Annotated in this window: 15 protein-coding genes; 13 read left to right on the forward strand and 2 right to left on the reverse strand. The window is 68.2% G+C overall.

Annotated features, from left to right (window positions below; translation table 11 throughout):
- Nucleotides 1-17: 17 nt before the first annotated feature.
- Nucleotides 18-764 carry an ion channel gene (locus AB0J62_RS23120; RefSeq protein WP_363874569.1) on the forward strand — a complete coding sequence of 249 codons (747 nt, stop codon included), beginning with the start codon at nucleotides 18-20 and terminating at the stop codon, nucleotides 762-764.
- Between the two features lie 5 nt (nucleotides 765-769).
- On the opposite strand, the gene AB0J62_RS23125 is transcribed toward AB0J62_RS23120, so the two are convergent.
- Nucleotides 770-2,116: a chloride channel protein gene (locus AB0J62_RS23125; RefSeq protein WP_363874572.1), complete on the reverse strand. Its 1,347-nt coding sequence runs from the start codon at nucleotides 2,114-2,116 to the stop codon at nucleotides 770-772.
- 117 nt (nucleotides 2,117-2,233) lie between these two features.
- Nucleotides 2,234-2,905 (reverse strand): class I SAM-dependent methyltransferase, encoded by a 672-nt coding sequence (locus tag AB0J62_RS23130; protein WP_363874575.1) that lies wholly within the window; start codon nucleotides 2,903-2,905, stop codon nucleotides 2,234-2,236.
- A gap of 84 nt (nucleotides 2,906-2,989) precedes the next feature.
- Here AB0J62_RS23130 and AB0J62_RS23135 point away from each other — a divergent pair, with 84 nt between their 5' ends.
- The 12 genes from AB0J62_RS23135 (at nucleotide 2,990) to AB0J62_RS23190 (ending at nucleotide 13,606) form a co-directional block, all read left to right on the forward strand.
- On the forward strand, nucleotides 2,990-3,682 hold the full coding sequence (locus AB0J62_RS23135; protein ID WP_363874578.1) for a GntR family transcriptional regulator: 693 nt from the start codon (nucleotides 2,990-2,992) through the stop codon (nucleotides 3,680-3,682).
- A gap of 269 nt (nucleotides 3,683-3,951) precedes the next feature.
- Nucleotides 3,952-5,598, forward strand: coding sequence for an ABC transporter substrate-binding protein (locus AB0J62_RS23140; protein ID WP_363874581.1), 1,647 nt, complete (start codon nucleotides 3,952-3,954; stop codon nucleotides 5,596-5,598).
- Nucleotides 5,598-6,530, forward strand: coding sequence for an ABC transporter permease (locus AB0J62_RS23145; RefSeq protein ID WP_363874584.1), 933 nt, complete (start codon nucleotides 5,598-5,600; stop codon nucleotides 6,528-6,530). The genes AB0J62_RS23140 and AB0J62_RS23145 overlap by 1 nt, the downstream gene beginning before the upstream one ends.
- The gene (locus AB0J62_RS23150) at nucleotides 6,527-7,405 is read left to right on the forward strand and encodes an ABC transporter permease (RefSeq protein WP_363874587.1); all 879 of its coding nucleotides are present in this window, start codon (nucleotides 6,527-6,529) and stop codon (nucleotides 7,403-7,405) included. The genes AB0J62_RS23145 and AB0J62_RS23150 overlap by 4 nt, the downstream gene beginning before the upstream one ends.
- Entirely contained in the window at nucleotides 7,392-9,413 is a 2,022-nt protein-coding gene (locus AB0J62_RS23155) for an ABC transporter ATP-binding protein (protein WP_363874590.1), read from the forward strand. Before AB0J62_RS23150 ends, AB0J62_RS23155 begins: the two co-directional genes overlap by 14 nt.
- A 3-nt stretch (nucleotides 9,414-9,416) precedes the next feature.
- Complete coding sequence (locus tag AB0J62_RS23160; protein WP_363874593.1) at nucleotides 9,417-10,337, forward strand: acetamidase/formamidase family protein; 921 nt, start codon at nucleotides 9,417-9,419, stop codon at nucleotides 10,335-10,337.
- A gap of 14 nt (nucleotides 10,338-10,351) precedes the next feature.
- Complete coding sequence (locus AB0J62_RS23165) at nucleotides 10,352-10,948, forward strand: alpha/beta fold hydrolase (protein ID WP_363874596.1); 597 nt, start codon at nucleotides 10,352-10,354, stop codon at nucleotides 10,946-10,948.
- Nucleotides 10,927-11,346 carry a hypothetical protein gene (locus tag AB0J62_RS23170; protein ID WP_363874599.1) on the forward strand — a complete coding sequence of 140 codons (420 nt, stop codon included), beginning with the start codon at nucleotides 10,927-10,929 and terminating at the stop codon, nucleotides 11,344-11,346. The genes AB0J62_RS23165 and AB0J62_RS23170 overlap by 22 nt, the downstream gene beginning before the upstream one ends.
- Before the next feature lie 70 nt (nucleotides 11,347-11,416).
- A complete protein-coding gene (locus AB0J62_RS23175) occupies nucleotides 11,417-11,800 on the forward strand; it encodes an AraC family transcriptional regulator (RefSeq protein ID WP_363874602.1) in 384 nt (127 codons plus the stop codon).
- A 74-nt stretch (nucleotides 11,801-11,874) separates the two neighbouring features.
- The gene (locus tag AB0J62_RS23180) at nucleotides 11,875-12,303 is read left to right on the forward strand and encodes a VOC family protein (RefSeq protein WP_363874605.1); all 429 of its coding nucleotides are present in this window, start codon (nucleotides 11,875-11,877) and stop codon (nucleotides 12,301-12,303) included.
- 68 nt (nucleotides 12,304-12,371) lie between these two features.
- Nucleotides 12,372-13,256 (forward strand): hypothetical protein, encoded by an 885-nt coding sequence (locus AB0J62_RS23185; RefSeq protein ID WP_363874608.1) that lies wholly within the window; start codon nucleotides 12,372-12,374, stop codon nucleotides 13,254-13,256.
- The gene (locus tag AB0J62_RS23190) at nucleotides 13,253-13,606 is read left to right on the forward strand and encodes a GntR family transcriptional regulator (RefSeq protein WP_130449679.1); all 354 of its coding nucleotides are present in this window, start codon (nucleotides 13,253-13,255) and stop codon (nucleotides 13,604-13,606) included. Before AB0J62_RS23185 ends, AB0J62_RS23190 begins: the two co-directional genes overlap by 4 nt.
- The last annotated feature ends 5 nt before the right edge of the window (nucleotides 13,607-13,611 follow it).

Consider the following 13,611-nt stretch of genomic DNA (forward strand, 5'->3'; position numbering starts at 1 on the left):
GGGGACCCGTCTCAGGTGTGCTCGAAAGCGTGGTGGACGACCCCGACGGGCAGGTGCGGCGACCACGGCGCCGCCGCGCCAGACGGCTGCGTGACGTCTTCGGCTCGCCCGACAGCTACGGCCTGGTGCTGGTGCTCATTCTGGTCACCTACACCGTGTCGGCGACGGTCACGGCGACGTGGGCGTTGTCGCTGGTGCTGTTCGTGCAGATCGGCACCATCTGGACGACGCTTCAAGCCTCGCAGGCCCGGCGCCGCGTCCGCGCCGTCGCCAGCGCGGTCCTGGTCGCCTCGGCCGCGGTTGCGATCCTGCGGCTGTTCATCCCCGGCGAGCACCTTGGCGGCGGTCTCATCGCGGTGACCTGCGGCCTCCTCTACCTGATCGCACCAGGTGTCATCGTCCGCCATCTGGTGCGGCGACCGGCCGTGGACGTCGAGACCTTGCTGGGTGCCATCGCCGCGTACTTGATGCTCGGTATGGCGTTCGCGTTCTCCTACCGGGCCTTGGGGGCCTTGCAGCACGGGCCGTTCTTCGGGACTCAGGGGGAGGGCAACATCTCCGAGGACCTGTTCTTCTCGTTCACGACGCTGACCACGACCGGCTACGGCAACCTCGTCCCGGTGAAGAACCCGGGCCAGAGCCTCGCGGTCACCGAGATGCTGTTCGGCCAGTTGTTCCTCGTGACCGCGGTGGCCAAAGTCGTGAACGCCGTCCAACCCGGCCGAGGTCGGGGCCGCCCGCCCACCGACGACGAGAGCCGGTGACTGCGTCACCCTCCGCGGGTGGACGTGCCGCGTGCGGACAGAACCAGCGTGCCGATGTAAGCCACGACCACTGACACGATGACGAGCGGCGCGACCCCGGCTCCCGCCCGGGTGATCAGCAGAGCGAGCACGATCGCGGAGAGCGGCAGTCTCAGTACTGCGACGACGGACGCTCCGATCAAGACTCCGATGGCCGGGGTCTCCGCGAACCCCGGGAGATGCGATGCCAGCAGGCCGCCGACCAGCGCGAGGAAGATGGCGGGGAATGTCGGACCGCCGCGAGCGGCGCCGAGCGACACGCCCCACGCCAAGGCTTTGACCACCAGAAGCAGCGCGATCGTGCCCAGCGAGACGGTCGCGGCGCTCTGCACGGTTGCGGACATCTCATCCTGACCCGAGAACAGCACAGCGTCGGCTGGTTGCCCGCTGATCTGGGCGAAGGCGATGGCCAGCAGACCGACCACCAGTGCAGCGAGCGGAATCAGCAAGAACGGGCGCCGTACGACCAGTGAGCTCGTACGCCGCCCGACCGTCATGACCGCGAAGACGCCAACTGCTGCGACCAAGGCCAGCGGGACAGTCCAGAGGAAGTCGAATAGATGCGGCGTCGGGTACGCCGGGAGCGTCAGCGGCGCAAGCGCGTACGCGTTGGTGCTCAGGCCGGTCACACTGCCGATCCCGACGAAGACCAGAGAGCCGATACCGGACGCGAGCAGACCCGGCAGCAGGATGAGCGGCAGCGTCGGTCCACCGAGCCCCGCGGCCTCGATGATGATCACCGCGCCGATGACCGGCGAGCCGAAGATCGTCGCCAGCGCGGCGAACCCGCCGGCCGCGGCAAGGATGAGCTTGGCCTGGTCGGGGACCGGTCGCCTCGCCCGGTCCACCAGGAACAAGGCAACTCCACCTCCCAGGGCGATCAAGGGCGCCTCCGGTCCGAGGACGAGTCCCAGACCGACCGTGGCGACGGCGGCCACTATGACGCCGGGCAACTCGGCCGGAGTGGTCGGTGCGCCGGTCTTCAGTCCCGCGGACGGCTCGTGGCCACCATGACCGGGCAGTCTCACGATGGCGAACGCGATCACCAGTCCGGCGACGGCGAGCACGGGCAGTGGCCACCACCACGGAGCCGAGTCGAAACCGAGGGACTTGGGAAGGTGGAAGTACAGCGCCTGTTGCAGCCAGTGGGTGACCTCGAGGAAGCCCCACGACGCGATCGACACGACCACGCCGATCAGTGCCGACACGACCAGCAGGCCGCGGTACTGCCGGCTCCGCATCAGCACCTGTGGATCGGCGGACTGACCGCCGGTCGCCGGCTCGCCATCCGCCTGCCCACTGGTCTGACTCATCGGCTGCGCACCCCCTGCGACGATCGCCTCCCCTCGACCACCATGCGCGCTGCGCACAACGCCGACAACCCCGCGACGCCGGAGCCGGCCGGGCCAGTACTTCGGCATCGCGGCGCGTCAGGCGGGTTGTGCGCGGACCCAGGTCTTGTCCGGGGTGAGGTAGGCGGTCCGTTGCAGGCCCACCTCGGCGAGCTGGGCCGCGAGGTCGTCCTCGGAGAGGTTCTGGGTGAGGATCCGCTGCGACCACGTCTTGCCGTCGATGGTGTAGGTCAGCGTCGCAGCTTGGCGGTTGCCGGGGAGTTCCTCGACGTCGGAGATCTCCATCCTGCGTTGCTCGTTCACCATTACGGCCGGACCGCGCAGCATGCCCGGGGTCTGCTGTTGGAGGATCACCGAGCCGCCGGGCCGGACGTGATGGGCGCAGGTTTGTAGCAGGCGCAGGCGTTCCGCGTCGTCGGCGACGTTGATCAGGAACGACATCATCAGTACGACGTCGAACTGCCTGTCCAGCCTCAGCTCGCCGATCGTCGAGCAAATGGTCTCGGTTTCGTTGACTCGGGCGATCATGTCCGCCGACTCGTCGACGGCGAGCACCTGATGCCCGAGCGCGAGCAGCGGCCGGGTGATCCGCCCGGTCCCGCAGCCGAGCTCGAGAATGCTGCTGCCCGGGCCGATCGCCGCGTTGATCAGTTCGTCCTCGCCGTGCACCTGCGTGATTTCGTAGAGTTCGACCGCGCTGCCGTCCGGTGTGAGCGGTCCCGGTCCGTTGCCACCTTGTCCGACTCTCATGCGAGCCAGCGTCGCCCGGCTCGCCGGCGATCGCCAAACCTTCGGCCCAGACCGAAAGACCCTCGTTCGTATACGATGAACCGGGTGAGTACGAACCCGGTTCTGGTCGGCGAGGGGCATCGGCCGTTGCGCGACGTTGTCGCCGCAGAGTTGCGGCGCCTCATCCTGGACGGCTCGCTGCCGCCTGGAGAGCGCCTGGTCGAAGACCGGCTCGCCCAGCAGTTGGGGGTGTCGCGCAACCCGATCCGGGAGGCGATGCGGGTGCTCGAGGCCGAGGGATTCCTGGACGTCGCGGCCCGGCGGGGTGCCTTCGTCGCGAAGCTATCGGCTCAGCAAGCCGAGGACCTCTTCCAGGTCCGGCTCGCGCTGGAGCCGCTCGGCGCCCGGCTGGCTGCGTCCGTCGGTGATCCCGAAACCGCCTTGATCGCAAGGGCTTGGGCCATTCTCGATCTGGTTCGCGAGTCCGGACCGGAGCAAGACCTCGACGTCTTGTCCACCCTGCACACGGAGCTGCACTCGCTCGTCTTCGAACTGACCAGGAACGACTACCTGATCGCGCTCGCGATCCCGATGGTGAAGCGTGGACAGTGGCTGCTGCGGCAGAGTGCCCCGCTGCAGAACCCGGCCGCCTGGGACGAGCATCACGGCCTGATCGCGGCGATCGCAGCCGGCGATCCCGACCTGGCCGAGGCGGCCGCGCGTCACCACGTGCTCAGCGTCCGCAACGCGCTCCGTCCGCACCTGGAGCCGACCGAGCCGCTCCACGACCTCAGCTGACCGAGGCTCCGTATACAGCGCTGACCCCAGCTCCCGAGACTCCGTATACAGCGCTCAACCGCAGTCCTTCCCGCGCCAGCGCCTCGGTTCCTCCGGATCTCCTGCGCCGGACAGCACATTCCCGTTGTTTTACAGGCGAACGGCGACAGTCGCCACGGACGTAAAGCACCGAGACGAAACCACCCCGTGCCCGCGGCGAAACATGGACGTAGCAGAGACCGTATACAACATACGGAACAGCTCTTCGTTCCTGCCCAAGGAGCCCGTCCATGAACCACACACTTCCAGGCCAGATCACCCGCCGCAGGCTGCTCGGCTGGGGCGGCGGGCTCGCCGCCGGGGTAGGCCTCGCCCCGATGGTCACAGCCTGTGGCGACAGCACCTCGTCCGCGGCCACCTCCGCCGGCGGAGGAACGCTGACGATGGGGATCAACGCCGCCCCCGACACGCTCGACCCAGGCGCCACCGGGCTCGCGCTCACGCTGCTGATCTCGTTCGCGCTGTTCGACCCGCTGGTCTACTGGCTGCCTGACGGCAACGGCGGGGCCGCCTTCCACCCGGGGCTGGCGGAGTCGTGGACGATCTCGCCCGACGCATCGACGTACACCTTCAAGCTGCGCAAGGGCGTGACGTTCCACGACGGGACGCCGTTCGACGCGAAGGCGGTCAAGGCGACGTACGACCATGTCGTCGACCCGAAGACCAAGTCCAAGTCTGGTCTCGGCGCGCTCGGGCCGTACAAGGAGACCAAGATCCTCGACGACTACACCGTGCAGATCGTCTTCACCGCGCCGAACGCGTCCTTCCTGCATCAGCAGGCGGCCGGCAACTTCGGGATCTCCTCACCGGCCGCGCTGGCGAAGTACGGCCCGATCGGTTTCGGGAACAACCCGGTCGGGACCGGCCCGTTCACCTTCCAGAGCTACCAGCCCGGCAGCCAGCTGACGCTGCTGAAGAATCCGAAGTACACCTGGGGGCCGAAGGCCTTGGGCGACGGCCCGGCGAAGCTGGACAAGCTGGTCTTCCGCATCGTCACCGACGACAGCGGCCGCTACAACGCTCTGCAGAGCGGGCAGTTGCAGATCGCGATGAACCTGCCGCCGAACAACATCTCCGCGGCCCAGAAGTCGGGCAAGTACCAGCAGCTGCTGGTGCCCTCGATCGGAACGCCGCTGGGAATGCCGATCAACGTGACGAAACCGCCGACCGACGACCCGCTGGTGCGGCAGGCGATCATGTACGCCGTCGATCAGGACGCGCTCGTGAAGAACGTGCTGTACGACGTGTACAAGCCCGCGCACAACGTGCTGACCCCGATCACCCCGGGCTTCAGCGCAGCGGCCGGCAAGACCTACTCCTACAATCCGGACAAGGCCGGCAAGCTGCTCGACCAGGCCGGCTGGAAAGCGGGCGACGGTGGCACCCGCACCAAGAACGGCCAGAGGCTGAACCTCGAGATCATCCTGTTCAGCGGCGGCGGGCTGGAGCTGCCGACCCAGTTCGTGGTGTCGGAGTTGCAGAAGGTCGGGTTCAGCTCGAACACCAGCGTGCAGCCGTTCGCCACCGCGCAGGCCAGCTTCAACTCCGGCGTACACAATCTCGGCTCGTTCGGCTACTACGGCGCGGACCCGTACCTGCTCAACATCTGGGTCAACTCGAACGCGATCCAGTCCGGCTTCAACTGGTCGCACTACGCCAACCCCGCGGTGGACAAGCTGATCGCCAAGGCGAACTCGACCGCTGCCGACGCGACCCGCAACGGGCTGTACGAACAGGTCGGTCAGAAGCTGATGCAGGATTCGATGTATCTCCCGCTGTGGGACGTGGCCGGAGCGTTCACGCTCTCGCCCAAGGTGCGGAACCTGCACCAGACCCTGAACGGCTACCTGGCGTTCCACAGCGCCACGCTCGGCTGATGACGCTGTTCGTGGTGCGCCGGCTGGGCGCGGCGATCCCGGTCGTCATCGGTATCACGCTGATCGCCTTCGTCCTGGTGCACGTCGTACCGGGTGACCCGGCCAAGGTGATCCTGTACGGCGCGAATGCGTCACCGGAGCAGATCGCGACGCTGCGACAGCAGCTCGGACTGGACGAGCCGCTGTGGCGGCAGTACGCGGACTTCGCGATCAACCTGCTGCACGGCAACCTCGGTACCTCGTTCCTGACGCAGAACTCGGTGGCCTACGAGTTGCTGTCCCGGGCTCCGAGCACGCTGGTCCTGACGGCGAGCTCGATGCTGGTGGCGGTGCTGATCGGCATACCGCTGGGACTGGTCGCGGGGATGCGGCCCGGCTCGATCCTGGACACTGTGGCGCGGTGGATCTCGTTCGTCGGCGTCGCGGTTCCGTACTTCTTCTTGGCCCTGCTGCTCGTGCTGGTGTTCAGCGTCCGGCTGCACCTGCTGTCCGCGATCGACGACGGTACGGCGAAGAGCCTTGTGCTGCCGGCGGTTTCGCTGGGCTGGGGCTACGCGGCGATCCTGACCAGGCTCGTCCGCGGCCGGGTGATCGACGAGATGCGCAGCGACTACGTGAAGTCCGCCCGGGCGCGCGGCAGTGGCGAGGTGCGGGTGCTCCTGCGGCAGGTACTGCGGAACTCCTCGGTGCCGGCGGTCACCACGATCGGGCTGCAGTTCGGCAACATCCTGACCGGCGCCGCGATCACCGAGGTGATCTTCGGGCGGGCCGGGCTAGGAAGCTTCCTGGCCACCTCGATCACGAGCAAGAACATCCCGGTCGTCCAAGGCGCGGTCGTCGTGATCGGGATCGCTTACGTGGTGATCAATCTCGGTGTCGACCTGATCGTCGGTGCGATCGACCCACGCACGCGGCAGGAGGCCGCCGCATGAGCCGGGTGAGATGGGCGGCGCTGGGCCTCGCGATCCTGCTGGTGCTCCTGCTGCTGATCGCGCCCGGCGTACTCACCCACACCGACCCGGTCGCGACGAGTGACGCGCACCTCGAGGGACCCAGCGGGAGCCATCTTTTCGGCACCGATCTGCTCGGCCGGGACGTCTACAGCCGCACTGTGTACGGCGCGCGTCCGGTGCTGATCGCGAGCTTCCTGGGGGTTTTGCTTGCCACCGCCGCGGGTGTCGCGATCGGCGTCCTGGGTGGGGTGGCTCCGCGTTGGCTCAATGCCGCGGTGATGCGTCTGGTGGACGTGTTCCTCGCCCTGCCGGTGCTGCTGATCGCGTTGATCCTGATCGCCACCGCCGGCTCCGGCGTTCGCAGCATCGTGCTGGCGATCGGGATCGCGTTCACTCCCGGCTTCGCCCGGGTGGTGGAGTCGTCGGTCCGCCGGCTGCGGAAGGCGGAGTACGTCGAGGCGGCCAAGGTCTTCGGTTCCACCACGCTGCGGACCTCGTGGCGGCACCTGCTGCCCAACCTTCTGACCGAGGTCGTCGTGCTCGGCAGCAGCGCGATCGGCTGGGGTGTGCTGACGGCGACCACGTTGAGCTTCCTCGGTCTCGGTGTCCGGCTGCCGGCGCCGGACTGGGGCAGTGACCTGGCGGCCGGCGCGACCAACCTGGCCGACGCCTGGTGGCTGTCGACCTTTCCCGGGCTGGCGATCATGGCGACGATCCTGCTCGCGAACTTCTCCGGCGACCACCTGATGCGAGTGCTCGATCCACGAGCCGGTGTCAGATTCGGGCGCTCCTTCCGCCGGCTCGCCGTCCGGCTGTCCCGTCACGGAGGTGACATCGCACATGAGTCTGCTTGAGGTGAACGGGCTGCGGACCGAGATCGCTACTGCCCAGGGCAGGATCCGTCCGGTCGACGGGGTCAGCTTCGTCGTCGAGGCCGGGCAGACCCTCGGAGTGGTCGGTGAGTCCGGGTCCGGCAAGACGATGACCGGGATGTCGATCATGCGGCTGCTGCCGCCCGGTGGGTCGATCACCGCCGGCTCGATCCGGCTGGACGGCCGGGAACTGACCGAACTGGACGAGCCGGCCATGCGCCGGGTGCGCGGCAGCGAGCTGGCGATGATCTTCCAGGATCCGATGACCTCGCTGAACCCGGTCCGGACGATCGGTAGCCAGCTGCGCGAGGCGTACCGGATCCACGTCGACAGCAGCCGGGCGGCGGCAACCGCGCGTGCCATGGAGGTGCTCGGACTGGTGGGGATGCCGCGACCCCGCGAGCGCCTCGACGACTATCCGCATCAGCTGTCCGGTGGGATGCGGCAGCGGGTGATGATCGCGCTCGGCCTGATGTGCGATCCGAAACTGCTGATCGCCGACGAGCCGACGACCGCGCTGGACGTGTCGATCCAGGCCCAGATCCTGACCTTGATCGACGAGCTCAAGTCGCAGTTGTCGATGGGCGTGCTGCTGATCACCCACGACATGGGCGTGATCGCGGAGTACGCGGACCGGGTCGCCGTCATGTACGGCGGGCAGATGGTCGAGCAGAGCGGCGTACGGGAGTTGTTCGAGGCGCCGCGGCATCGCTACACCGAGGCGTTGCTGGCGGCGATGCCCACACTGGAACTCGACCGGGACGCGGCCCTGGCGACGATTCCCGGCAGTCCGCCGGCGTTGCTGGACCTGGCACCAGGCTGCCGGTTCGCTCCGCGGTGCGCCTTCTCGCAGGACGACTGCCGCGGCGCCGACCCGGCGCTGGTCGGCACGGATCACCTGCACGCCTGCCTTCATCCGGCGGACGCCCGTACTGCGGTCGTGCGAGCGGCGGCCGGCGACCGAACGGCAGCGCCGCCGCGTGGCACCGACTCGCTCGTGCAGCTTTTCGACGTCCACAAGAGGTTCCGGGTACGGTCGAAGCGACCGTTCGACGCGAAGCGGGCCGTGCAAGCCGTCTCGGGGGTGACGTTGACCATCGCCGCCGGCGAGACCTTGGGCATCGTCGGGGAATCCGGCTGCGGCAAAACCACCCTCGGGCGGATGCTGGTCGGGCTGGAACAGCCGACCAGCGGCTCGGTCAGCTTCGACGGCCGGGACCTGTCCGCGCAGAGCCGGAACGGATTCCGCCGGCGCCGCCGCGATCTCCAGATGATGTTCCAGGATTCGGCCGCCGCGCTCGACCCGCGGATGACGGTAGCCGGCCTGATCGCGGAACCGCTGGCGGCCCAGGGCATCGGCACCCGGCGCGAACGACGCCGAACCGTGAGCGAGCTGCTGGCCGCGGTAGGACTGCCGCCCGAGGCGGCTGAACGCTACCCGCACGAGTTCTCCGGCGGTCAGCGACAGCGGATCGCGATGGCCCGAGCGCTGGCGCTCCGGCCGAAGGTGATCGTCGCGGACGAACCGGTGTCCGCGCTGGATGTCTCGGTCCAGGCGCAGATCCTCAATCTGATGCGGTCGCTGCAGGAGCGGTACGGCCAGACGTACGTCGTGATCTCGCACGACTTGTCCCTGCTGAAGTACCTGGCCGACCGGATCGGGGTGATGTACCTCGGCCGGCTGGTCGAGCTCGGCGCCGGGGAGGACGTGTACAACACACCGCGTCACCCCTACACGGCCGGCCTGATCAAGGCCATCCCAGTGCCGGGGGCGGCGAAGAACCGGGACGCGGTCGCTCGTTCGGCCGGTCTCGGCGGAGAGTTGCCGTCGGCAATCGATCCGCCCAGCGGCTGCCGGTTCCGGACCCGGTGCCCGCTGGCGACCGAGCGCTGCGCGACGGAGGTTCCGGTGCTGAAACCTTCCGAGGGGTTGCACGCGGTTGCCTGCCACCACCCCCTGACCACTCACGTCCTCACGCCTGCGAGGTAGACGATGGACCACAAGCTCGACGCCACCCCCGAGACCACCGTCGACGTGTTCGGCGCCGGGCTGCGGGCGGTGCTGACGATCGACCCCGGTGACACGCTGACCGTCCATTCACTGGATGCCTCGGGCTACCTGTCACCGCAGCGGACACCCGGTGAGCAGCAGCCGAAGATGTTCGCCGAGGCGCGCGGTCACTGCCTGACCGGACCGATCGCGATCCGGGGAGCACAACCTGGTGACATGCTCGCGATTCACCTGGTCTCCCTCACTCCCGACCCGTGGGGCTGGACCGTCGCCGGCGCCCTGAAGTCGCCGATCACCGAGCGGCTGGGAGTCACCGAACAACCGTCCTGGCTGCTCTGGGAGCTCGACGCCGACGCTGGAACCGGCCGCTGCAACGGCGGTTTCACGCGCGAGCTCGCACCTTTCCTCGGCGTGATCGGCGTGGTTCCCGAGATCACCGGCGAGCACTCCACGATCCCGCCCCGTGCCATCGGCGGTGGCAACATCGACTGCAAGTCCCTGGTTGCGGGCTCGACGCTCTACCTGCCGGTCGCCGTCGCGGACGCGATGCTCAGCCTCGGCGACGGTCATGCCGCGCAAGGCGACGGTGAGGTGGGCGGTACGGCGATCGAGTGCCCGATGACGACGACGCTGACGGTGGACCTGGTCCGGGAGCCGCGACCGGTGGAGTCGATCCATGCGGAGACTCCGGACGGCCGGATCACCTTCGGGTTCGATGCCGACCTCAACGTCGCGACCGGTGACGCCCTGGACGCGATGGTGCGCTGGATGCAGGCGATTCTCGACGTCGACAAGAGCACCGCCCTGGCTCTTGCCAGTACCGCGGTCGACCTCCGTATCACCCAGGTCGCGAACCAGACCTGGGGAGTCCACGCCCTGCTCCCGACCGGCGTGCTGGCATGAGCACAGTGCCGACCGTGCGGACCGGGATTTTCAAACTCGGGGATCTCGAGACCGAGCGGGGCGGCGTCATCCGCGACGCCGAACTGTCCTGGCAGACCCACGGCACGCTGTCGCCGAATCGTGACAACGTCATCGTCTACCCCTGCAGCTACGGCGCGACCCACGAGACGCAGGAGTGGCTGATCGGGCCCGACGGCGTACTGGACCCCGAGCGGTGGTTCATCGTGATACCGGACATGTTCAGTAACGGCCTGTCCTCCAGCGCGTCGACGGACCCGGACTTCCCGTCGCTCGTGACGATGGCGGACAACGTGCACGCGCAGTACCGGCTGCTCACCGAGGAGTTCGGGATCGACCGGCTCGCTGCGGCGTACGGCTTCTCGATGGGCGCCGGCCAGGCGTACCACTGGGCGGCTCTCTACCCCGGCTTCGTCGAGCGGGCGATCGTCGTCTGCGGGAGCGCACGGACCTCGCTGCACAACCGAGTCTTCCTGTCCGGCCTGCTGCGGATCCTGGAACCGCTCCCGAGTACTGCGGCAACGGGCGGTTCACGGCCGAGCCGGTCGCCGCCAAGCGCGCCTTCGCGCACGTGTACGCCGGCTGGGGACTGAGCCAGGATTTCTACCGGGCGCGGTTGTTCGAGTCCGTGCTGGGGGCGCCGGATCTGGACTCGTTCCTGCAGACCGACTGGGTGGATCACTTCGCCGAGAGCGTCGCCGCCGACCTGTACGCGCAGGCGCTCACCTGGTTGGAGGCCGAGATCAGTACGACGTTCGGCGACGATCTGGTCGCTGCGCTCGGGGCGATCACCGCCCGGGTGCTGCTGATGCCTTCGGCCACCGACCTCTACTTCCGGACCGCGGACAACGAGCTGGAGCTGGCCTCGTTGCCGGCGGCTGAACTCGTGGAGATCCCCAGCATCTGGGGACATCGCGCGGGCTCGCCTCGCGATATCCCCGCCGACCTCGACTTCCTCCGGCGGCGGGTCCGCGACTGGCTGGACACCTGAAGCGGAGTCGCCACCTTCGGTCGGCGGATCCAGTCGTACTGCGACCCGCCCGTACGGCTAGGCTCGGAGGGTGCCGATCGTCGTACCGGTGGAGCTGCTGCCGCACCTGCGGCGGGCCCGGGATGTTGCCGATCGCAACTATGCGGAGCCGCTCGACCTCGCCGCCCTGGCGACCGCCGCGGGTGTCTCGAAGTACCACTTCCTGCGCTGCTTCGCGGCCGAGTACGGCGAGACGCCGATGCAGTATGTGACCCGGCGGCGGATCGAGCGGGCGACCGATCTGCTGCGGGCGACGAACCTGACGGTGACCGAGGTGTGCGGGCTGGTCGGGTACAGCAGTCTCGGCTCGTTCTCGCAGCGGTTCACCGAGTTGGTGGGGATGACCCCGACGGCGTACCAGCGGACGCAGACGGGGCGCGGATCCCGGGATGCTTCGTGTTCATGCTCGGATTGAACTCCGCAATTCCGGAGAAGCCGGCGGGGGAGTCCGGGGCTTAGCGTCGTACACACGACCTTTGAGGAGGAACTGTGATCACGAACGTGAGCCTGGTGACGGTCTACGTCAACGACATCGATGACGCGAAGGCGTTCTACACCGAGAAGCTCGGATTCGAGCTCGGTGAGGACATCACGCTCAGCGAGGACTTCCGCTGGTGCACCGTGCATCAGGCCGACCATCCCGAGCTCGAACTGGCGCTGATGCTGCCCGGGCCGCCGATGGACGAGGAGTCCGCGGGGTGGATCCGGCGGATCATGGCCAAGGGCTCGATGCATGGGGTCGGGCTGGCTACGGACGACTGCCGGAAGACCTTTGCCGAGTTGACGGCGCGCGGCGTCGAGTACATCCAGGAGCCGGCGGATCGGCCTTACGGCGTGGAGGCGGTGCTGCGGGACAATTCGGGCAACTGGCTCGTCCTGGTCGAGCAGAAGGCGTACACGGCATCCGACTTCGCGTGACTCTCGGTTGACTTAGGCTCTTTGTATCAATACATTTGGTACAAAGATCTCGAGGGAGCGTGGTTTCGGTGGAGGTGCTGTGGGTGGTCGCGCTGATGCTGATGGTGCTGGGGTCGGGGATCCTGTGGACCCAGCGCCGGAAGGCGGCGCAGCGCGAGGTCGATCGGCGCGTCGAGCGTGGCGGGCTGCCGGGGGAGCGTGACCTCGTCGAGGCGGCCCTCGAGTGGTACCGGCGCCGTCAGGAGATCCTGATCCTCGGCGTACTGGCCGGTGTGCTGATTGCTGGTGCCGCCGTCGTGCTCGTGCACCTCGGCATGGATCTCGGCTTCGTGCCCGGCGCTGCGCTGGACATCCGGCTGGTCAGCTGGCTGCTGGCGGCGACGGCTGCGTTCGGCGGGTTCGCGACGCTGATCAACGGCTACCGGACCGTTCGGGCCTCGCGCGCCGACGGGCCGCGGCTCGCGGCGCTGCGGCCGCGGAGGTTGAGCGACTACCTGAGCCCGGTCGAGATCGCGATCTACGAGGGGTGCGTCGTCGTGCCGTTGGTCGGCGCTGCGCTCGCTCTGGTGGTGCTTGGTACGAACGACCACCCGGCGCGGGGCTGGATCCTGATCGCCAGCGGTCTGGCCGGTGTGGTGGTGTGGGCGATCGGGCTGCTCCTGACGCGTACGGTGTTACGCGTGAACCAATCGTCCGGACGCGAGGCCGAGCTGCGGTGGCAGGAGGCTCTGCGAGCGACGACGCTGCGGGACATCGGATCGGCGGTGCTGACCGTGGCGTGGCTGCTCGGTGCGGCAATGCCGATGTCCTTCGAGTGGCCCTCCGACGTACCGGGGTATGTGGAGCCGCTCGCCACAGTGCTGTTCCTGGTGTCGGTGGGGCTGTGGTGTACGGCGCTGATGGTCGCCGCGAGCCGTCGCGGGCTGCAGCGGGTGCAGCGAGTTGCCGGATGATCATCTCGGTCGACCCGGCGGCAGCGAAACCGCCGTACGAACAGGTGAAGGACCAGATCTCCGGGCTGATCCGGACCGGCGAACTTGCGCAGGGGACTCGGTTGCCTACCGTTCGGCAGTTGGCGGGGGACCTTGGGCTTGCAGTGAACACTGTCGCTCGTGCATACAAGGAACTGGAGGCAGAGCGGCTGGTCGAGACGCGCGGGCGGAACGGCACGTTCGTGCTCGCGTCACGCAGTCGGGTAGACGACGAAGAGACTCGCGCCGCGGCGACCGTGTTCGCGCGGGCTGCTCGGCGGGCCAACCTGTCCCTCCCCGAAGCCACCGAACTCTTGCACCGAGCCTGGTGACCCTT

It is taken from the genome of Kribbella sp. NPDC049584 (assembly GCF_040675555.1).
Taxonomy (GTDB): Bacteria; Actinomycetota; Actinomycetes; order Propionibacteriales; family Kribbellaceae; genus Kribbella.

What these genes read in the sequence shown, in the direction of transcription:
- AB0J62_RS23125 (WP_363874572.1), bottom strand. Translation starts at nt 2,116, where the DNA reads ATGAGTCAGACCAGTGGGCAGGCGGATGGCGAGCCGGCGACCGGCGGT.
- AB0J62_RS23130 (WP_363874575.1), bottom strand. Translation starts at nt 2,905, where the DNA reads ATGAGAGTCGGACAAGGTGGCAACGGACCGGGACCGCTCACACCGGAC.
- AB0J62_RS23140 (WP_363874581.1), top strand. Translation starts at nt 3,952, where the DNA reads ATGAACCACACACTTCCAGGCCAGATCACCCGCCGCAGGCTGCTCGGC.
- AB0J62_RS23145 (WP_363874584.1), top strand. Translation starts at nt 5,598, where the DNA reads ATGACGCTGTTCGTGGTGCGCCGGCTGGGCGCGGCGATCCCGGTCGTC.
- AB0J62_RS23150 (WP_363874587.1), top strand. Translation starts at nt 6,527, where the DNA reads ATGAGCCGGGTGAGATGGGCGGCGCTGGGCCTCGCGATCCTGCTGGTG.
- AB0J62_RS23155 (WP_363874590.1), top strand. Translation starts at nt 7,392, where the DNA reads ATGAGTCTGCTTGAGGTGAACGGGCTGCGGACCGAGATCGCTACTGCC.
- AB0J62_RS23160 (WP_363874593.1), top strand. Translation starts at nt 9,417, where the DNA reads ATGGACCACAAGCTCGACGCCACCCCCGAGACCACCGTCGACGTGTTC.
- AB0J62_RS23190 (WP_130449679.1), top strand. Translation starts at nt 13,253, where the DNA reads ATGATCATCTCGGTCGACCCGGCGGCAGCGAAACCGCCGTACGAACAG.